Genomic DNA, 18,489 nt, shown 5'->3' on the forward strand with positions numbered 1-18,489 from the left:
GCCGCCGGACGGGTGTCGGCGGGGAGGGCGCGGGACGGCGGGAAACACGGCTGCGCCCGGCCTCGGTGAAGGGGCGGTGGTACGGGTGCCAGGGGTGCTCAGTGGGTGCGGGCGTCGCCCAGCGAGGTGATGAGGGATGCGAGGAGGGCGATCCGGGGGGCGACGGTGGTGGTGTCGAGCCATTCGAGCGGGCTGTGGTCGGCGCCGCCGACGGGGCCGAGGCCGTCGAGTACGGGAACCCCCGTGCCGGCGATGAGGTTGCCGTCGCCCACTCCCCCGGTGGCCACGGCGCCGATGTCGAGTCCGATGGCCCGGGCGGCCCGCTGCGCGTGGTGCAGCATGGTGCGTGAGGCGGGCGTGTCCTCCATGGGCGCGCACAGGTCGAGCTGTTCCACGTGCACGTGCGTGCCGGGCACGGCCGGGTGGTCGGCCGCTTCGGTGAGGGCGTCCTGGACGCGCCGGATGTCCGCGAGGGTCGCCGCGCGCGCCTCGACGCGGAGTTCGGCGTCGGGGCAGACGATGTTGGCGCGGGTGCCCGCGCGGATGACTCCGACGTTGACGGTGACGTCGTTCCAGCGGCCGTTGAGGTTCTGCAGGGCGACGACGAGGTGGGCTGCGGTGAGGGCGGCGTTGGCGCCGCGTTCGGGTTCGATGCCCGCGTGGGCGGCCCGGCCGGTGACGGTGAGGCGGAAGTCCGCCACCCCCTTGCGCGCGATGACGAGGTCGCCGTTCTCCCGGGCGCATTCCAGGGCGAGGGCGTAGTGCATGCCCCGGGCGGCCGCCTCGGTGACCGGCCGGCTCGCCGGTGCGCCGATCTCCTCGTCCGGGGTGGCCAGGAAGACGATCTCCGCGAAGTCCTCGCATCCCGTCTCGTGGAGTATCTCCACCGCGGTGAGCCCGGCCAGGAGGCCGCCCTTGTCGTCGCTGACACCGGGCCCGTGGGCGACGGCGCCGGACAGGGAGAAGGGTCGTTCGGCGGCGGTGCCGTCCTCGAAGACGGTGTCCATGTGGGCGGCCAGGAGGATCCGGCGTCCGCCTTCCGCGACGCCCAGCCGTCCTCGTCTGCGGGCGACGAGGGTGTCTCCGGTCGCCGGACCGCCGCCCACCGCGGAGGTGGTGAACCGCTCGGTCGTGAAGCCGATCCGTTCGAGTCGGTCCTGGACCCAGTCGGCCACCCGGTTGACGCCCTGGGGACTGTAGGAGCCGGAGTCGATGGAGACCAGGTGGGCCAGGTCGCGCAGGTAGGACGGCAGGTGGCGCTGGGCGTGGGGCAGCAGGACCGCGGAGGCGGAGACCTGCTGCCCGGCGGGGGCGCTCACAGGACCTTGGAGAGGAAGGCGCGGGTGCGTTCCTGCTCGGGGTCGACGAGGACCTGTCGGGGATCGCCGGCCTCGACGACGACACCGTCGTCCATGAAGACGGCCGTGTCACCGACCTCGCGGGCGAAGCCGATCTCGTGGGTGACGACGATCATCGTCATTCCGTCGTCGGCGAGCCGGCGCATCACGTCGAGGACGTCTCCGACGAGTTCGGGGTCGAGCGCGGAGGTGGGCTCGTCGAAGAGCATGAGTTTGGGCTTCATCGCCAGCGCGCGGGCGATGGCGACGCGCTGCTGCTGCCCGCCGGAGAGCTGGGCGGGGTAGTGGCCGGCCCGGTCGGCCAGCCCGACCTGTTCGAGCAGTCGCAGCGCGTCGTGGCGGGCATCGGCCCGTGAGGCACCGGCGACCCTGAGCGGGGCCTCCGTCACGTTGTCCAGGGCGGTCATGTGCGGGAAGAGGTTGAACCGCTGGAAGACCATGCCGATGTCGCGCCGCCGGTCGGCGACCTCCCGTTCGCGGAGTTCGAGGAGACGGCTGCCCTGCCTTCGGTATCCGACGAGGTCGCCCTCGACGGCGAGCGTGCCGCCGTCGATCTTCTCCAGGTGGTTGATGCAGCGCAGGAACGTGGACTTGCCCGAGCCGGAGGGTCCGAGCAGGCAGCACACCTGGCCGCGCTCGACGGTGAGGTCGATGCCCTTGAGGACCTCGAGCCGGCCGAAGTGCTTGCGCACACCGCGGGCTTGGAGCATGGGAGTGGTCACCGGGCGGCCTCCTTGCCGTTCGTACGGACCAGGCCCACCGCGCCGCCGAGCAGGCGCCGCAGCGGGGAGACGTGCCCGTCTCGGGCGGTTCCGCGGCCGTACCTGCGCTCCAGCCAGGCCTGCGGGATGCCCAGCAGGGTGACCAGGGCCAGGTACCAGAGGCTGGCCACGACGAGCATGGGGATGACCTGGTAGTTCTGGGCGTACACGTCCTGGATGTTGGACATCAGGTCGTGCGCGGAAATGACGGAGACGAGGGCGGTCATCTTGAGCATGTTGATGGTCTCGTTGCCCATCGGCGGGATGATGACCCGCATGGCCTGCGGCAGAACGATCCGGCGCGTGGTCAGGGCGGGACGCATCCCGAGCGAGTGGGCCGCCTCGGCCTGGCCGGGGTCGACGGACTGGATGCCGGCGCGCACGATCTCCGAGGCGTAGGCGGCCTCGTTGAGTCCGAGCGCGAGCAGGGCTGCGACGGCCGGGGTGAGCAGCGCGTTGGTCTCGACGCTGAGGAGGGTGATGTCGGTGAACGGGACGCCGATCATGACGTACTTGTAGAGCGCTCCGGCGTAGCCCCAGAAGATGATCTGGACCAGCAGCGGCGTGCCGCGGAAGACCCATACGAAGAGGGTCGCCAAGCCGTACAGGACGGGACTCGCGGAGAGCCGCATGACCGCGATGAGCGTGCCCAGGCCGAGACCAAGGGCCATCGCCGCTGCCGTCAGCCACAGGGTCGTGACGAGGCCGTCGAAGATGAGGTCGGCGAAGAGGTAGCGTCCGACGACGTCCCAGCGCAGGTTGTCGTTCTTGGCGAGCGAGCCGGCCACACCGACGAGCGCGGTGACGGCGGCCACGGCGGCCACCCAGCGTCCGTAATGGCGGACGGGTACGACCTGCGGGTCGTCGGGGGCGGGACTTTCGCGGGCCGTGCCCGCGTAGGTGGTGGCGGCCACGGTCAGTTCACCTCCGCGTTCTTGGTGGCCTCCTTGACGGCGATGGAGGCCACGCCGTACTGGTCGAAGATCTTGGTGACCGTGCCGTCGTCGATCAGCGATTGCAGGGCCTTCTGCAGGGCGTCGCTGAGTTCGGGGAGCTTCTTGGACACGGCGATTCCGTTGGGGGAGGCTCCGTAGCCGCCTTCTGCCGCCGGGTCGTCGACGACCTCGAAGGTGTTGCCCCCGTCGGCGGTCTTGGAGGTCCAGCCCGCGGCGGGCTTCGTCTGCACCTGGGCGACGACCTTGTCCGAGCGCAGGGCGAGCTGGGCGTCGGAGTCCTTGGGGAAGGTCTGGATGTCGATCTCCGCCCGGCCCGCGGCCTTGCACGCCGCCTGATGGCCCTTGAGCAGGTCCAGCTGATTGGTCGCCGCCTGGACCGCGACCTTCTTCCCGCACAGGTCGTTCAGCGTCGCGATCTTCTCGGGGTTCCCCTTGACCACCATGATCCCGGATCCGGAGACGGAGTAGTCGACGAAGTCCACCACCGCCTGCCGCTCCTTGTTGTCGGTCATCGCCGACATCGCCACGTCGAACTTCCCCGCCTGGATGGCGGGCACGATCCCGTCGAACTTCTGCGGTGTGAAGGCGAACTTCACGCCCAGCTTCGCCCCCAGCGCCTGACCGAGGTCGTAGTCGAGACCGGTCAGCTCGGGCTTGCCCTCGGTCACGAACATCTCGAAGGGCGCGTAGGGGACGTCGGTGGCCACCCGCACCGTGCCCGACTTCCTGATCGCCTCGGGCAGTGAATCGTGCAGTGCCTTGTCCTCGGCGATCGTCACACCGGCGACGGTGAGCCGCTCGTTGCCTGCGGCGGAGGCGGTGGCGCCGTCCGTACAGGCGGTGAGCGAGGCCAGCACGGCCGTGGCGGCGAGCGCTGTGGGCAGGTGACGGGTCAGACGGGTGTTTATCAAGGTCGAACCTCTCCGGTCTCGGGCCGACGGGATGTGCGCGTCGGCTGCACACTGGAAGTTACAGACGCCTCCCACTTATGGCTAGATGTATCGCTCGTTACATTCAGGTAACGCGCACGATCCAGCCAGCACGCTCGCGGAAATGGCACCTCCCAACTGCCGCTCGATCCCTTCCGGCGGCTGAATGGCGCGTTCTTTGGCGTACATCTACCGCATGTTCATGCTGGCTTGTAAGTTCCGCTACCACATCGATGCTGCTGGATCCGGCGGACAGACGGCGGATCCGGGAAGCGTTGCCGAGCCCTGCCCCCGCGCAGGCCCCCCTCACCCTCCGGAGATTCCATGGGCACCCGATTCCGGCGTGCGACGTTCACCTCCACGGCCGTCGCGCTCCTCACCCTGGCCGGTTCACTGGCCGCGGCGGACCCCGCCGAGGCAGCTGCCACCCGGATCCGCCTGGGCAGTTCCTCGGACGTCAGCCGTACGTCCTGGCAGGGCCCCGCCTTCACCATGAACGGCGACGGCAAGATCATCGCCTCATCCATGACCGCCGCCCTCGACGCCATCCGCGGCGGCACCGGCAGCCTCGATGTCGTCGTCATCGCCGGCTCCGCCCCCGGTTCGGGCAGCCAGACCCCCGAATGCGACGCAGCCATGGCCCTGCCCGGCGTCAACTCGTGTACCAGCTGGACCCTGACCGCCGCCTCGGACGGGAACAACGGCCAGGTCAACACCGACGTCCGCAACGCCGAGTTCGTGTACTTCGCCGGCGGCGACCAGTGTCGGTACGCCGCCTGGAAGGGCAGCGCCCTCGAAGCATCCGTCGAGTCCGTCGTCGCCAAGGGCGGTGGCTCGGGCGGTGGCAGTGCCGGACACCACATCAACAGCCCGGTGGTCTACGACGCCTGCAAGGGGAGCATCACCAGCTCCGAGGCCCTCGCGAACCCCTACGACAGCTACGCCACCTTCACCACCGGCATGTTCGAGTGGCAGAACTACAGCGGCGTCATCAACGACTCCCACTTCAGGGCCCGCGACCGGATGGGCCGCACCATGGCCTTCGTGGCCCGCGCGATCAAGGACGGCCGGACCTCCGGCGTCAAGGCCTGGGGTGTCGGAGTGGAGGAAGGCAGCTCGCTCCTCCTCGACAAGAACGGACGGGCCACCCTCTACGGCAAGGAGGCCTACGTCGTTCTGGGCGACCACCAGCCGGAGCAGGCCTCCGCGGGCAAGCCCCTGACGTTCTCGGACTACAAGATATGGCGCCTGGGCCCCGGGCAGACCTACGACTTCAAGAACCGCCCCACCTGCGGCTACTACCTCCGCAGCATCACCAACGGCATCGCCGACGCCAACCTCTACACCGGCAGCCCCCAGAGCACCTGCGGTACCCCCGGAGGCACGAACGCCCTGGCCGAGACCGAGGCGAACGACACCCGCACGACCGCGAACGACGCCACCGCGCTGACCTACCCCGCCTCACTGTCCGGCAGCATGAAGTCGACCACCGACCGCGACTACTTCCGCGTTGCCCTCGCAGTCGGCGAGCGGGTCGACATCCACTGCGCCATCCCCGACGGGGCCTACGACGCCGACCTCCATCTCCTCGACTCCGGCGGCAGCACCATCGGCCGGTCCGTCAACGACGGGGTGGGTACCGACGAGTCCCTCGGCTTCACCAGGACCGCCGCAGGGAGCGGTACCTACTACGTCGAGCTCGACGCCTACCGGGGGTCCGGCAGCTCCCCCTACACATGCACCCTGACGAAGACCTGAGACACGGTCCGGCCCGGCCCGTTCCCGGCGCCGGGTCAGCCGGGCCCGCCCGTCCCGCATCACCCGCGTACACGAAAACCGATGCGTCGCCCTGAGAGGGCAGAGCCGTCGTGACACGCACGGTGCACGAGGCCCTTGCCGACGCTTGCCGGTCGCGGGGCCGTCGGATGCGCCGATCGGGTCGTCATTCCAGCACGGTTTCGGCAGCACGGCATGGAACGGGGACGCGGCGGGCACCCTGGTCAGGGCGGCAGGGTGTCCACGCCCCCTGCTGTCGTCGGGCTGTGGCCGTGGCCGATCGCCTCTTCTCACGGTCACAGCCCGCTGCCGTCGCCCGTCGGAAACCAGGACGGGCCACGTGCGGTCGATGCCCGCCAGGCGCCCCGGTGAGTTCGTAGCGGCGGAGAGCCGACCGGGGCCGATGGAGTGACCTCTCGCGGACTCCGAGCCGGGTCCCCCGGTTCGAAGTCAACGATCAGTTGGTCCTGGCCCGGCGCAGGCCGTAGACGGCAGCCCCGAGGACGAGAGCGGCAGCGCCGGCGATGACGGTGGTCGGGGGCAGAGCGAAGGCGAGGGCCACGCAACCGGCCAGGCCGATGAGGGGGACCGTACGGTTGGGCCGTCCCTCAGCATGCCCGCAGCCTGGAGCACCCCGCCGACCGTCGCGCCCAGCCGGCCAGGTAGCCCCAGAAGTCGCCCAGGCGTTCGCGGCCGTAGACGTAGGTCCCGCCGGACTGCGGGTACAGGGCGGCCAGACGGGCCGAGGACGTCGCGTTGCAGTAGGCCACTACCGCGGCCAAGCCCAGCGCGACCAGCAGCCCGGATCCGGCGGCGTCGGCCGCCGGACCGAGAACCGCGAAAATCCCGGCTCCCACCATAGAGCCCAAGCCGATCAACACCGCGTCGGACAAGCCCACATGACGCCTCATCGCGCCTGCGCCCGCGCCCGTCGAGGCACCCACCGTGCTCATCACTGACTCCTTCTCACCGGACCGCAACCCGGCGCACCGTAGCGGAGAAAGGTGTCTGGCGAGGAGCTCCATCAGGGCGAGAGCATCTGGAGGCCGGCCGGACCAAGGATCCGTCGAGGATGTCGGCAGTTCCCCCATGCCGAGGCCAACCTGGGCGATGCCGCAGCTGGTGATCCGGGTGGCGCACAGGCGGGCAGGGCGGCCGGCGCGTGGCCGCGACTGGACCCCCGTCCCGGTCGCGGCCACGCCGGCATGGTGTGTGGCACCCCGGTCAGCAGCCGCCCGATGTCGCGGCGGGGGCCCCGAGGGTGAGGGTGGCCGGGGCGGCGCAGCAGCCGCCACTGGTCTCCTCGGTATCCGCGGGCTGGTCGAAGAGGCCGGCGCCGCCGCAGACGCCGGTTTCGGGGAGGGTGAGTTCGACGCGCCGGGCGGCTTCGTGGTCGCCGGCGAGGTGGGCGGCGATGGAGCGGACCTGTTCGTAGCCCGTCATGGCGAGGAAGGTGGGGGCGCGTCCGTAGGACTTCATGCCGACGAGGTAGACGTCCTTCTCCGGGTGGGAGAGCTCGCTGACGCCGTGGGGGTAGACGGTGCCGCAGGAGTGCTGGTTGGGGTCGATCAGAGGCGCAAGGCCGACCGGAGCCTGAAGTCGCTCGTCGAGGGCGATGCGGAGCTCGTCGAGGAAGGTGAGGTCGGGGCGCAGGCCGGTGAGGACGATGACTTCGTCGACCGGGTCGAGGCGGCGGCAGTCCTCGCCGACCAGGACCAGGCGGCCGTCACCGTCGCGCTCGATGGTGTCGGTGCGGAAGCCGGTGACCGCGTCCGCGTATCCGCCGTCGACGGCGGCTTTGGCGGCGAGGCCGAGGGCGCCGCGGGCGGGGAGCTGGTCGGCGCTGCCGCCGCCGAAGGTGGAGCCGGAGATGCCACGGCGCAGGATCCAGGTGGTGTGGGTGCCGCTGCCGTCATCGGACGGGGCGAGGTCGGCGAGGTAGGCAAGAGCGGTGAAGGCGGAGGCGCCGGAGCCGATGACGGCGGTGCGCTTGCCCGCGTACCGGGCCCGAATCGCGGGGTCCTTGAGGTCCGGGATCCGGTAGGAGATCCGGTCGGCCGCGGACTTCTCGCCGAGGGCGGGCAGGCCGTTGGCGCCGGCGGGACCGGGGGTGGACCAGGTGCCGGAGGCGTCGATGACGGCGCGGGCGAGGATCCGCTGCTCGGTGCCGGCCTTGTCGGTGTAGTGGACGACGAAGGGCTGCCGGTCCCGGTCGGCGTCCACGACGCGGTCGCGGCCGGAGCGGGATACGCCGGTGACCGTGCTGTCGTAGCGGACCCTGTCTCCCAGGGCGTCGGCGAGGGGCTGGAGGTAGAGCTCGGCCCAGGCGCCGCCCGAGGGGTAGGCCGCGCCGTCGGGGCGAACCCAGGCGGTGGGGGCGAGGAGCTTCTCGGCAGCGGGGTCGACGAGCTCGGACCAGGTGGAGAAGAGGCGGACGTGGGCCCACTCCCGTACGGCGCCCGCGGCCGCGGGGCCGGTTTCCAGGACGAGGGGCTCGATGCCGCGCTCGGCGAGGTGCGCGGCGGCGGCCAGGCCGATCGGACCCGCGCCGATCACGAGGACGGGCAGGGCTTCGTTGGTGGCGTTCACGACGGGCTCCCCAGTTAATTCGACATCTGTCGATATCCTGACGGCTCCAGGGTCGCACCATACATCGACTCCCGTCAACATAGACAAGCATCGAAGCGGGAAGGATGATGGGGGCATGTCCACTGCGAAGGTGTTGCCGCTGATGGAGCCCGAGGCCGTGGCCCCGTGCTGCCCGCCCCTGTCCGAGCGCCCGCTGACGGCCGGGGAGGCCGAGCGGACCGCCGTCATGTTCAAGGCGCTCGGCGACCCGGTGCGCCTGCGCCTGTTCTCGGCCGTCGCCTCACACGAGGGCGGCGAGGCGTGCGTGTGCGACATCTCCGACGTCGGCGTATCCCAGCCCACGGTCTCCCACCACCTGAAGAAGCTCCGGGAGGCCGGCCTGCTCTCCTCCGAGCGGCGCGGCACCTGGGTCTACTACCGGGTCGAGCCCTCGGTCCTGGCCGCGATGGGCCGGCTCCTCACCCGCGCGGCCGCCGCGTGACCCTCAGCGTCACCCCGCTCACCGGCGCGCACGCGGACCAGACCCTGACCATCTACCAGGCCGGGATCGACGAGGGCAACGCCACCTTCGAGACCACCGCCCCGACCTGGACGCAGTTCGACGCGGCGAAGCTGCCCGGCCACCGCTTCGCCGCACTCGACGCCGACGGCAAGCTGCTCGGCTGGGTGGCCGCGACCCGGGTGTCGGACCGCAGCGCGTACGCGGGCGTCGTCGAACACTCCGTCTACGTCCACCCCGCCGCCCGCGGCCGCGGCGTCGCCGGACGTCTCCTCGCCGCGCTCGTGGAGTCGACCGAGACGGCAGGGATCTGGACCATCCAGTCCGGGATCTTCCCCGAGAACGCCGCCAGCCTCGCCGTCCACAAGCGGGCAGGCTTCCGGATCATCGGCACCCGCGAGCGCATCGGCCGCCACCACGGCGTCTGGCGCGATGTCGTACTGCTGGAGCGGCGCAGCCCCCTCCTCTCGTGAACCGGTGGATCCAGCACCGCGAGGCGGCCCAGCAGGCCGACACCGCATCGCTCGGCTGCTCGTGACCGATCGACCGCTCCCTCTGAGCGACGGTTCGGTCACCGTCCCCTGTCCCTCTTCCCCTTGGCCTTCCCCGGATTCTCCTTCGTCTTCGCTACCCCCGACGCCTTCGCCGGGCCGTCGGTGACGGACGGTGAGGCGTACGAGCCCGTCGGGCTGGTAGACGCTTGGAGTTCCCGTGGGGTGGTCGGTGCCGCGTGTGGCGGCTGCGGAGTTGACTCCGAGGCAGCGGGAAGCGGCGGCACCTGCACCGCCGGCTGAGACCCTACGGGGCCTGCCGCCTCGGTGTTCCTCGGCGCCGACGGTTCATCGCGCGAGGGGGCGGTGGTCGGTGTGTTCTCCCCGGCCGGGATGCCGCCAAATGCCCAGGCGCAGCTGCCCGCGACAATCGCCGCCGCGAGGCCCAAACCCACTGCATGTCGCCGGGTGGCCGCCCTGCCCCGCAGTGGTGCGGGCGTAGGTGCGGCATGAGCGGCGAGCGGTGACGGAGCGAATTGACGGGTGGAGGCGCTGGTGGGCGACGCGCCCCCCGCGGTGCGGGGCCGCGACGGCTGTGCAATGTCCTGCAGGCGCTGGTGAACAGCGGCAGCGTCGGGGCGAGCCTGAGGGGCCTGGTCGGTCATCGCCTTCAACAGGCGGGCCAGGTCGTCCGGCAACCCTTCGGGTATCCGGGGCTGACGCAGGAGGTGGGCGGTGCCGATCTCCACGGGAGTTCCCTGATACTCGCGGTGGCCCGTGAGCGCTTCGAGCAGAGTCACGCCCATGGCGTATATGTCGCTGGCCGCGCTCGCGCCTTGCCCGAGGAACTGCTCGGGGGCCATGTAGGCGAGGGTGCCGACCAGGGTGTCGGGTGCGCCGTGGGAGTGGTCGTGTACGGTCCTGGAAAGCCCGAAGTCGGCCAGGTGCGGCGCCCCTTCCTCCCCCAGCAGGATGTTGGAGGGTTTCACGTCGTGGTGAATTACGCCGTGGGCGTGCACGTGGTCCAGGGCTGACGAGATGTCGGACCCGATCCGCGCGACGTGAACGGGGCTCAGGGGGCCGGCGTCCATCCGGGCGCGCAAGGTGACACCGCGGATCAGCTCCGTGACCATGAAGGCGCCGCGCTCGTGACGTCCGGCATCGTAAACGGTGACGAGGGCGCGGTGGGACATGCGGGCCAGCGTGCGTGCTTCGTCGCAGAAGCGATCGACAGTGACCGTGTCCGTACCCGAGCGGAACACTTTGACGGCCACCTCGCGGCCCAGGACCTGGTCGACACCGCAGTAGACATCGGCCGTACCTCCGGACCCTATGGGCCGCTGGAGCTGGTAGCGACCGCCCAGCAGGACATCGTGTTGGGGCAGTGCTCCGTGCTCTGGGACGGACCTGGCCGTCATACGGGGTCCTCCTCCGCTAGCGGGCGATGGCGCGCGCCTACCCTTCAGGGGTCGTGCCATGCAGCGGTCTTGGGGATCCAGGGGCTGATGCCGGGGTACCGCAGGACGTCGCGACTCGGAAGGCTTGGAGGTCGCGCTGGTAGGCGGCCAGCCTGCGGGTCCTGCCGATGGTCAGAGCGCCTATCAGATGCCCTTCCTTGTGGTAACTGACCTCGAGGCTGCGCTCTCCCACGAGTTCGTGCTCGGCGATCCGCGTCTCATCGGCGAGTCCGGGCAGGCCGACCGAGCGGATTCGGGCGCCGTGCAGGTCCGACCAGAAGGACGGGATTGCGCTGAACGGCTCGGGCTCGTCCGGGTGCAGCAGGGTGTGGGCGGCCGAGGCCGCCTGCTCCACGGCATGGGTCCAGTGACCCAGAGTGACCGGTGCGCCGCCGGCCAGCGGGTGCGGCACGCGCGTGACGTCACCGGCCGCGACGGCACCGGGCACTGCCGTTCCGTCGGGGAGCAGGGCCCGCAGGTACGCATCGCAGCGCACCCCGCCTTCGAGGGCGAGGCCGGAGTCCGCGAGCCATTCGGTGGCGGGCACGGCGCCGAGGGACAGGACTGCCGCGTCCACGGGCAGTTCGCTGTGGTCGGAGAGGCGGACTCCGGTGATACGGCCGTCGTCGGTGGCAAGGAAACCCCTGACCGTGGTGTGAGTCCGCAGGTCGATGCCGGCTTCTCGGTGCATCGTGGCGACGAACCGGCCGGCGACCGTTCCGACGGCGCGTTCCACAGGCTGCCCGGCCGACTCGATGAGCGTGACGTTCACGCCGCGTGCGCGGGCCGCGGCGGCGATCTCGCCGCCGAGGAAGCCGGCGCCGATCACGGCGAGCCTCCGTCCCGGCGCGAGTTCGGCCCGCAGCGCGATCGCGTCCTGCCATCCTCGCAGGGTGAGGACACCGCGGGGCAGCGGGGGCCGGCGGGCGGGCCAGGTGCGGGCGGCGGAGCCGGTGGCGATGACCACTGCGTCGTACGGGAGCCGGGTGCCGTCGGCGAGGGTGACCGTACGGGCGCGCGGTTCGAGCCGGACAGCGGGCCGGCCGAGCTGCCAACGGGCGTCGAGCCCGTCGGGCAGGGGCAGTGCGGTGAGCTGCGTGGGGTTCTGGGCCGTCAGGACGTCCTTGGACAGCGGTGGCCGGTCGTACGGCAGGTACGGTTCGTCGCCGACGATGGCCAGGGAGCCAGCGAAGCCGGCGGTGCGCAGTGGCTCCGTTGGGGGCGAGGACCGGCCCTGGTGCCGGGCCGGTGGGAAAGGTGGTCTCAGCCGACCGGGGGGTTGAAGCGGGAGTATCCGGGGTCGCTCCAGCGCAGGGGCGAGACGGCGGAGATCTCCCGTACGTCCGTGACGCAGAACTCCACGAGGCGCTGCGCTCCGGGAACGCGGGACCGTTCCTCCTCGTCCCACACGGTGTGCGCGGTGCCGGAGAGGTGGAGGACCGAGCCCGTTCTCCAGTTCGGGAAGAGGATGCCGGCGGCCGGATTGAGGGCCAGGTTGCCGAGTGTCAGGAACATGGCATTGCCGATGTAGTCGGGCCAGCGCAGCCGCGTCGGGGACAGCACCTGGACGAAGCCGGGGTTTCCGCCGCGGTGGCTTGCGTCGGCATCGCCGCTGTCAGAGGCAGTGGCGACGAAGAAGGTGTCGGCTTCGCGCACGGTCCGCTGCTGGGCCGCGCTGAGCGCGGAGCCGGAGGTGACCGTGCGGGCCGCCGCCTGCGCCTGGGCGTCGGCAGCCCGCAGGATCCGGAAGTCCCGCTTCTGGAGGTACTTGGGGCAGTTGGCGATGACCTGGTCGAGCGCGACGTGCAACCCGCCGACGCCCGGGAACGCCCTGCCGTTGAGGCGCATGCGACGCCGGGTGGCGGGTTCGATGGCGATCATGCCCAGCCGGGCGGGCCGTTCCGCGTCCGCGGTCCCGGCGGGTGCGTCGGCCGGGCCGAGCAGGTCCGCGAGGGGATCCTCGGGAAGGGGGAGCGCATCGATGATGAGGGTGCGGGGGTCGGGCGACCGCAGGAAGCCGGGGGTTCCGGTCAGCTGGGTGGCCCAGACGCGGCCCGCGCGGTCCGTGCCGCCGAGGATGATCATCGGTTGCTCGGCGAAGAAGTCCGCCGCTACGGCGGGAACGGACTCGCCGATGGCGCCCAGGGAGGAGTTCGCCTCGCCGGTGAGGTCCGCTCGGTGTTGCACCAGCAGTTCGCCGGGGTGGTAGCCGGTTGCCACGGCTGTTCCTTTCGTTGCGCCGCGACCGGGAAACGCGGGCCCGCCGGGGCCCGGCCCCCGATCGCACCGTGAGGTGCTGCTGGCGGCTCGCGTCTAGAAGAAGCCGCAGGTGGGCGCACCCTGGGTGGGGGCGTCGGCCGGGTTGGCCCCGGTGGGGGCGTAGATCTCGAGGCGGATGCCGTCGGGGTCGGTGAAGAAGATGCCGCCGGAGGCGCCGTTCTCACCGTGCGGGACGACGCCGGCGTAGTTGAACTCGGCGTTCAGGCCGCGCAGGACCTCTTCGGTGGCACGGACCTCGCCGATCGTGTCCACCTGGAAGGAGAGGTGGTGCAGGCCCGGCAGGTCCGTGCCGAACGTGCCCGCGCTCTGCTGCCAGAGGGTGACGTGCATCTGGCCGTCGCGGCCGAGGAATGCCCAGCGCCGGTCCTCCTCCTCGCCCTCCGCCAGCACGTCGAAGTCGAAGACCGCCCGGTAGAAGGCCAGGGAGCGGTCCATGTCGGTGATGTTCAGGCCGACGTGCCCGGTCTGCAGGGTCTTTGCCTTGCCCATGGTCGATCACTGCTTTCGGTCGGGGTTTCGAGGCACTCTTTCAACCACTGAGACATACTTTAACGGTTAGATTTGGGGACCGTCAACCCTTGATCTTCGGATGACCGGTTAAGGTTGGTCGGGCGTCCCCCCAGAGAAGGAAGGAGCCCCCTGTGCTGCCACCCACGGAGCCGGACCCCCGGCCACTGACCGGCGAACCGCTCTCCATCGATCTGCTCAACACCCGCTGGATCGACAGCGACGGTCGACACGATCTGCTGGAATCCGTCGAAGGACTGGGCATCTGGCTCGCCGGTCCGTTCGTCCGCCAAGAGCTCGGCGACCGGCGGGCAGTGGCCGACCGCCGGACGCTGGACGCGCTCCTCCAGGTCCGCGGCGCGCTCGACGGCCTCGTCGGCGCCCCCAGGCCCTGGGACGAGGCCACGATCGGCGCGCTGAATGCCGTACTGGCGCACGGTCGCGTCCGCCGGCTGCTCCTGCCCGACGGAGCGGGTAACGCCGTCGAGGTGGACCCGCCGTCGTGGCTGGCGGCCTGGACAGTCGCCGAGAACTTCCTGCACTTGCTCGGCGAGCGGCCCGAACGGATCCGCCCGTGCGCGAACCCGGAGTGCGTCCTGCACTTCTACGACGTCTCCAAGAACGGCACCCGTCGCTGGTGCTCCATGGCCGGCTGCGGCAACCGGGCCAAGGCCAACCGGCACTACGCACGCCACAACCCCGGCTGACGGTGCGGGAACGGAACCGCGGACGGCCCGGGGCCCGGGCTCGCGCCCCGGGCCTTCGCGCCGAGGGACCCCGATCATCGATCCGGTACTCCGTGCCGCAGCGGTCCCGGGTGCCCGGTCGCGCAGCGCTCGGCGGACCTTGCCCGAGGTCGTCCGAGGCAGGAAGGGAACGGGTCAACGGCCCGCCCGTCAGCGGGAACAGTCCGCTGGCGGCCGACCCTTCGTTTCAACCTTCGTCTGGACTCCGCGGAAGGGACAGCATGTCCGACACCCCCGTATCCGAAGCCGCGGCCCCGCGCAGCCTGGCCACCGTGCTCGCGGGCAAGGCCCCGGCACGCGCCGCGGGTGCAGCGATCTCGGTGGCGACCCTGGCAGGGGTCGCCTCCCTGCTCCTGCTCGTGGCCATCGGCTACGCGCTCGACCAGGCCGTGCTCATTCCGCCGCTCGCCGCGAGCGCCGCACTCGTCTTCGCCGCCCCGGCACTCCCGCTGGCGCAGCCCCGCAGCGTCGTCGGAGGACAGCTGGTCTCCGCCGTCGTCGGCTTCCTCGTCCTCACGGTCGCCGGACGTTCCCTTTGGAGCGCCGCCGTCGCCGGCGGCCTCGCGATCGGCGCGATGGCTCTGGCTCGGACGCCGCACTCCCCCGCCGCCGCGACGTCGGTCATCGTCGTCCTCGCCCAGCCGGCGGCCGCCACTTTCTTGCTCTTGCTGCTGCTCGCGACCCTGGTCCTGGTCGGCGTGGGAATCCTGGCAGGCCGCAGCGGCAAGACCCCCCGCTACCCCACCTACTGGTGGTGACTCGAATCAGCCGATGCGCGAAGCTCCTCTTCGCGCCGCCCGCGCAAGTCCGGTTTCACCTAGAGCGGCGGAACACGGCCCCACGACTGCGGTGACTGCAGTCCGCTTCGGCAGGTCGCGCACGAGGCGGTGTTCACGGTGCGCCGCCGCGAAGGCGGCGGCGCACCGATAAGGCTTCCCATACCGCCCTCCGCCTTACCCGCCGCTGCGCTTGCCGGGCGGGTCCTGGGGGTCCACACCCGTGGTGGCAGAAGCATCTTTTGTTCCACTGGGGCGCTGGGATCGGCCTCGTGGGCCGGTGTCATGCATTCCCGTCTCTTCGGAGCCCTTGTTCTGCTCCTCGCCTCGTGTGCCGTGGCTCTTCACGGGCTCGCCGTGAGGATTACCGGCTTCTTCCTTGGAGACCTTCCGGCCGGGGCCCTTGGCTGGCGCGTACGTGTCCGGGTGGAAAGAACGGTGGGCACTCGGATTGTCCTGCTGAGTGGTCTCGTCCACATCCGGCGACCAGCCGTGCTGCTTGGTGCCCTGGTGAGGGCTCGGGCCCTTACCGTGGGTGGGCTGGGACGGCTTCGGCTGCTTACTCATGGCCTGGCCTGCCTCTGTCCGAATAGGGAGGGGCGCACGGTTCCTTCGCGCCATTGCTGCTGTAAGGCCAATGGTCCCACCGTTTGTCCGAGCGGGCGCGTCATACGGCTGAGGTCTGGACGACTGAGGTCTGGACGTGCTCGCTCGGATCGCTCCACTCAGAACGTCACGGTCGCGCCATCGGCGGCGGCATCGCGCCATTCGCCCTGCGAGCCACAGTGGCACTTACGCGAGACGACGTTGTCACGATGCCGGTCGCGTGCCGGTCACCAGTAGTGCTTCCGTCCCCCGACTGCGTGACCGACCGCTCCGAGGATCCAGAGGATGATTCCTATGATCAGCAGAATGATCCCGATGGTCCACAGGATCGAAATTCCCGTCACGAAACCGATGACGAGCAGAATTACGCCGAGGACGATCATGGTGTCCTCCAAATTCTCTTGACGGTTCATAACCAGGGTAGGCGCTAACCGCATCAGGCACCTGCACAGGCGCGGATCGTAGAAGCGATGTTCACGATTCTCGTCCTCGGCCCTCTCGGCCTGATCACTACCGCAGCCTTGTCCCCGCGGTCTGTCCAGGCACCGCCCGGCACCGGCTTCCGGTGCCGGGGGCGGCCTGCCTCCCTGCGGGGTCTCCCCGGTCCGGCGCCGTCTCAGCCGCCGACGTGGATACCGGGGCGTCGGTCGGGGTCGGGTTCGTGGCTGCGGATGATCTCGCGCGTGACGGGTGCGGTGTCGCCGCGGCCGAGGAGGAAGTAGCGGACCATGTGGACCAGGGGGCTGCCCTCGGCCCAGGCGAAGTAGCAGTGCGGCTGGACCCCGGTGGCGTTGCGCAGGGCCAGCAGGATCGCGGCGATGGCGTTCGGTGCGGCCGGGGCATCGGCACGCAGGATGCGGTGGCCGTCGACTTCGATGCCGTGGACGGTGAGGGTGTCGCTGAAGTCGGAGGGGTCGACGACATCGATTTCCAGAAACAGCACGTCGGCGGTTCCGGGCACCGGGTTGACGCCGCGCTGCTCTCGTTCCTTGGCGCTGTATTCGTCGACGTCGCCCGCTTGACGGCGGTTGGCGATGATGTTGATGCCGCCGTCGTGGGCGAGGGTGTCGTCGATGAACCGGCGTGCGTTGTCGTCGAAGACGATGCGGTCGGCGCGCAGTTCGGTGGTGCGTGAGACGCGGGAGATCAGCGACACGATGATGATTCCGGCGATGAAGAAGGCGGAGATGACGATGCCGTCGGGCTTGTCGATGATGTTGGCGACCAGGGCGTAGAGCAGGACCGCGGTGAGCAGGGCGAAGCCGATGGTGGGTGTGCGGCGGCGGTGGCGTGCGACGGAGACGGTGACGGCGAAGGCGCCGGAGACCATCATGGCCAGGATGCCGGTGGCGTAGGCGCCGGCCTGTTCGTCGACGTCGGCGTTGAAGGCGATGGTGATCAGGATGCACAGGGCGGTGTAGACGATCACGACGGGGCGGACGGCGCGTCCCCACTCGGGGGCCATGCCGTAGTCGGGCAGGTAGCGGGGGACGATGTTGACCAGCCCGGCCATGGCGGAGGCGCCGGCGAACCAGAGGATGAGGATGGTGCTGACGTCGTAAACGGTGCCGAACGCCTCCCCTACGTGCTCGTGCGCCAGGTACGCGAGCGCGCGGCCGTTGGCCGCACCGCCGGGTTCGAATTCCTCGTGCGGGATGAGGAGGGTGGTGACGAAGCTCGCCGACAGCAGGTAGACGCTCATGATCAGGGCGGCGGTGGTCAACAGCAGGCGGGCGTTGCGGATCCGCGAACGCAGCCGCTGCTCAGGGTCTTCACCTTCGGCGGCGATGAGCGGCATCATGCTCACGCCGGTCTCGAAGCCCGACAGGCCCAGCACCAGCAGGGGGAACGCCAAGAGCGCCGGGCCCATGAGGTCGCCGAAGCCGCCTCCGCCCCCGACGAGGGCGTCCGTCCACGCCGACCACGCGCCGGGGGTCGTGAAGACGTGGACCAGGCCGACGCCGATGACGACGGCGTTCAATACGAGAAAGACCGCGACCAGCGGGATGGCCACGCTGACGGCTTCGCTGAACCCCAGCAGGAACACCCCGCCCAGGACCAGGAGCAGCGCCACGGTCAGGGCGACCTCGTGGCCGTGGAGGACCGCGGGAAAGAAGGGGTTCTCCACCACGTGGACGGAGGCGTCCGCCGTCGACAGCGTGATGGTGATGATCCACGAGGTGGCGACGAAGCCGAGGAGGACCAGCACGAACAGCTTGCCCCACCAGAACGGCAGCAGGTCCTCCAGCATCGCCACCGAACCGGCACCGTGCGGACTCTCCTTCGCCACCCGTCGGTACATGGGCAGCATCCCCAGCAACGTCAGCGCCACGATCAGCAGCGTTGCCAGAGGGGAGACCGCGCCGGCGGCCAACGCGGCGATCGCGGGCACGTAGGCCAGGCTGGAGAAGTAGTCCACCCCGGTCAGGCACATCACCTTCCACCACGCGTGCGGCTCGGCATGCGCCTCACCCGCAGCCGGGCCCACCGGCTGCACCCGGTGGCGCAGCATCCATGTCGCCACCTTGCCCGTGGGCTGCGCCCGCAGCGCGGGGCTGTCCACCACCTCCGGCATCGCCGGCTCGCTTGTTGCGCTCATATCCCTCATCAACTCTTCCCGGAACGTCTGACGTATGTGCACGACGCCCAGTACCTCGGGGCAATGCGACGATCATCGAGTATGGGGCTGCTGCCGGCGCGGTCCCGCACCCGCAGACCTGCTGCCCGTGCGCTCCCCCGCTCCTGTATGCCCCGAAGG

At 70.5% G+C, this 18,489-nt stretch carries 17 protein-coding genes and 1 pseudogene; 5 read left to right on the forward strand and 13 right to left on the reverse strand.

What is annotated here, in order from left to right:
* Positions 1 to 98: 98 nt before the first annotated feature.
* Genes ACFWTC_RS18345 through ACFWTC_RS18360 form a run of 4 tightly spaced genes read right to left on the reverse strand, consistent with a single transcriptional unit; the run spans position 99 to position 3,986 of the window.
* On the reverse strand, positions 99 to 1,319 hold the full coding sequence (locus ACFWTC_RS18345) for a M20 family metallopeptidase (protein WP_383928395.1): 1,221 nt from the start codon (positions 1,317 to 1,319) through the stop codon (positions 99 to 101).
* Positions 1,316 to 2,068 carry an amino acid ABC transporter ATP-binding protein gene (locus ACFWTC_RS18350; protein WP_383928404.1) on the reverse strand — a complete coding sequence of 251 codons (753 nt, stop codon included), beginning with the start codon at positions 2,066 to 2,068 and terminating at the stop codon, positions 1,316 to 1,318. The genes ACFWTC_RS18345 and ACFWTC_RS18350 overlap by 4 nt, the downstream gene beginning before the upstream one ends.
* An 8-nt stretch (positions 2,069 to 2,076) precedes the next feature.
* Positions 2,077 to 3,033 carry an amino acid ABC transporter permease gene (locus ACFWTC_RS18355; RefSeq protein ID WP_383928392.1) on the reverse strand — a complete coding sequence of 319 codons (957 nt, stop codon included), beginning with the start codon at positions 3,031 to 3,033 and terminating at the stop codon, positions 2,077 to 2,079.
* 2 nt (positions 3,034 to 3,035) lie between these two features.
* On the reverse strand, positions 3,036 to 3,986 hold the full coding sequence (locus tag ACFWTC_RS18360; protein WP_384028657.1) for an ABC transporter substrate-binding protein: 951 nt from the start codon (positions 3,984 to 3,986) through the stop codon (positions 3,036 to 3,038).
* A gap of 342 nt (positions 3,987 to 4,328) precedes the next feature.
* Here ACFWTC_RS18360 and ACFWTC_RS18365 point away from each other — a divergent pair, with 342 nt between their 5' ends.
* Complete coding sequence (locus ACFWTC_RS18365) at positions 4,329 to 5,762, forward strand: pre-peptidase C-terminal domain-containing protein (RefSeq protein WP_383928386.1); 1,434 nt, start codon at positions 4,329 to 4,331, stop codon at positions 5,760 to 5,762.
* A gap of 638 nt (positions 5,763 to 6,400) precedes the next feature.
* Here the strand turns inward: ACFWTC_RS18365 and ACFWTC_RS18370 are convergent.
* Positions 6,401 to 6,733 (reverse strand): annotated as a pseudogene (locus ACFWTC_RS18370) (amino acid permease); the annotation flags it as partial.
* Positions 6,734 to 7,004: 271 nt separating this feature from the next.
* A complete protein-coding gene (locus tag ACFWTC_RS18375; RefSeq protein ID WP_384028655.1) occupies positions 7,005 to 8,369 on the reverse strand; it encodes an NAD(P)-binding domain-containing protein in 1,365 nt (454 codons plus the stop codon).
* 115 nt (positions 8,370 to 8,484) lie between these two features.
* Here ACFWTC_RS18375 and ACFWTC_RS18380 point away from each other — a divergent pair, with 115 nt between their 5' ends.
* On the forward strand, positions 8,485 to 8,850 hold the full coding sequence (locus ACFWTC_RS18380; protein WP_384028653.1) for an ArsR/SmtB family transcription factor: 366 nt from the start codon (positions 8,485 to 8,487) through the stop codon (positions 8,848 to 8,850).
* Complete coding sequence (locus tag ACFWTC_RS18385; protein ID WP_384028651.1) at positions 8,847 to 9,341, forward strand: GNAT family N-acetyltransferase; 495 nt, start codon at positions 8,847 to 8,849, stop codon at positions 9,339 to 9,341. The genes ACFWTC_RS18380 and ACFWTC_RS18385 overlap by 4 nt, the downstream gene beginning before the upstream one ends.
* A gap of 98 nt (positions 9,342 to 9,439) precedes the next feature.
* Here the strand turns inward: ACFWTC_RS18385 and ACFWTC_RS18390 are convergent, their stop codons facing one another.
* From ACFWTC_RS18390 to ACFWTC_RS18405, 4 genes are all read right to left on the reverse strand, one after another.
* Positions 9,440 to 10,777 (reverse strand): protein kinase, encoded by a 1,338-nt coding sequence (locus tag ACFWTC_RS18390; RefSeq protein ID WP_383928373.1) that lies wholly within the window; start codon positions 10,775 to 10,777, stop codon positions 9,440 to 9,442.
* A gap of 37 nt (positions 10,778 to 10,814) precedes the next feature.
* Complete coding sequence (locus ACFWTC_RS18395; protein ID WP_384074254.1) at positions 10,815 to 12,170, reverse strand: NAD(P)/FAD-dependent oxidoreductase; 1,356 nt, start codon at positions 12,168 to 12,170, stop codon at positions 10,815 to 10,817.
* Entirely contained in the window at positions 12,080 to 13,036 is a 957-nt protein-coding gene (locus ACFWTC_RS18400; protein WP_384028649.1) for a pyridoxamine 5'-phosphate oxidase family protein, read from the reverse strand. Before ACFWTC_RS18400 ends, ACFWTC_RS18395 begins: the two co-directional genes overlap by 91 nt.
* Before the next feature lie 93 nt (positions 13,037 to 13,129).
* Entirely contained in the window at positions 13,130 to 13,585 is a 456-nt protein-coding gene (locus ACFWTC_RS18405) for a VOC family protein (protein ID WP_383928368.1), read from the reverse strand.
* Between the two features lie 152 nt (positions 13,586 to 13,737).
* Here ACFWTC_RS18405 and ACFWTC_RS18410 point away from each other — a divergent pair, with 152 nt between their 5' ends.
* Together ACFWTC_RS18410 and ACFWTC_RS18415 are read left to right on the forward strand one after the other, a co-directional pair.
* The gene (locus ACFWTC_RS18410; protein WP_383928366.1) at positions 13,738 to 14,310 is read left to right on the forward strand and encodes a CGNR zinc finger domain-containing protein; all 573 of its coding nucleotides are present in this window, start codon (positions 13,738 to 13,740) and stop codon (positions 14,308 to 14,310) included.
* 260 nt (positions 14,311 to 14,570) lie between these two features.
* On the forward strand, positions 14,571 to 15,107 hold the full coding sequence (locus ACFWTC_RS18415; protein WP_383928363.1) for an HPP family protein: 537 nt from the start codon (positions 14,571 to 14,573) through the stop codon (positions 15,105 to 15,107).
* A gap of 195 nt (positions 15,108 to 15,302) precedes the next feature.
* On the opposite strand, the gene ACFWTC_RS18420 is transcribed toward ACFWTC_RS18415, so the two are convergent.
* The 3 genes from ACFWTC_RS18420 to ACFWTC_RS18430 all read right to left on the reverse strand — a co-directional run bounded on the left by ACFWTC_RS18420 (position 15,303) and on the right by ACFWTC_RS18430 (position 18,330).
* Positions 15,303 to 15,692, reverse strand: coding sequence for a hypothetical protein (locus tag ACFWTC_RS18420; RefSeq protein ID WP_383928361.1), 390 nt, complete (start codon positions 15,690 to 15,692; stop codon positions 15,303 to 15,305).
* Between the two features lie 266 nt (positions 15,693 to 15,958).
* On the reverse strand, positions 15,959 to 16,114 hold the full coding sequence (locus tag ACFWTC_RS18425; protein WP_383928358.1) for a DUF6131 family protein: 156 nt from the start codon (positions 16,112 to 16,114) through the stop codon (positions 15,959 to 15,961).
* A gap of 233 nt (positions 16,115 to 16,347) precedes the next feature.
* Positions 16,348 to 18,330 (reverse strand): amino acid transporter, encoded by a 1,983-nt coding sequence (locus ACFWTC_RS18430; protein WP_383928356.1) that lies wholly within the window; start codon positions 18,328 to 18,330, stop codon positions 16,348 to 16,350.
* Between the last annotated feature and the right edge of the window lie 159 nt (positions 18,331 to 18,489).

The sequence above is a fragment of the Streptomyces sp. NPDC058619 genome, from assembly GCF_042717785.1.
Lineage (GTDB): Bacteria > Actinomycetota > Actinomycetes > Streptomycetales > Streptomycetaceae > Streptomyces.

Excerpts from the sequence above, each read along its gene's own strand:
- ACFWTC_RS18350 (WP_383928404.1), bottom strand. The coding sequence starts at position 2,068 with ATGCTCCAAGCCCGCGGTGTGCGCAAGCACTTCGGCCGGCTCGAGGTC.
- ACFWTC_RS18420 (WP_383928361.1), bottom strand. The coding sequence starts at position 15,692 with ATGAGTAAGCAGCCGAAGCCGTCCCAGCCCACCCACGGTAAGGGCCCG.
- ACFWTC_RS18405 (WP_383928368.1), bottom strand. The coding sequence starts at position 13,585 with ATGGGCAAGGCAAAGACCCTGCAGACCGGGCACGTCGGCCTGAACATC.
- ACFWTC_RS18430 (WP_383928356.1), bottom strand. The coding sequence starts at position 18,330 with ATGAGCGCAACAAGCGAGCCGGCGATGCCGGAGGTGGTGGACAGCCCC.
- ACFWTC_RS18390 (WP_383928373.1), bottom strand. The coding sequence starts at position 10,777 with ATGACGGCCAGGTCCGTCCCAGAGCACGGAGCACTGCCCCAACACGAT.
- ACFWTC_RS18415 (WP_383928363.1), top strand. The coding sequence starts at position 14,571 with ATGTCCGACACCCCCGTATCCGAAGCCGCGGCCCCGCGCAGCCTGGCC.
- ACFWTC_RS18380 (WP_384028653.1), top strand. The coding sequence starts at position 8,485 with ATGTCCACTGCGAAGGTGTTGCCGCTGATGGAGCCCGAGGCCGTGGCC.
- ACFWTC_RS18365 (WP_383928386.1), top strand. The coding sequence starts at position 4,329 with ATGGGCACCCGATTCCGGCGTGCGACGTTCACCTCCACGGCCGTCGCG.
- ACFWTC_RS18425 (WP_383928358.1), bottom strand. The coding sequence starts at position 16,114 with ATGATCGTCCTCGGCGTAATTCTGCTCGTCATCGGTTTCGTGACGGGA.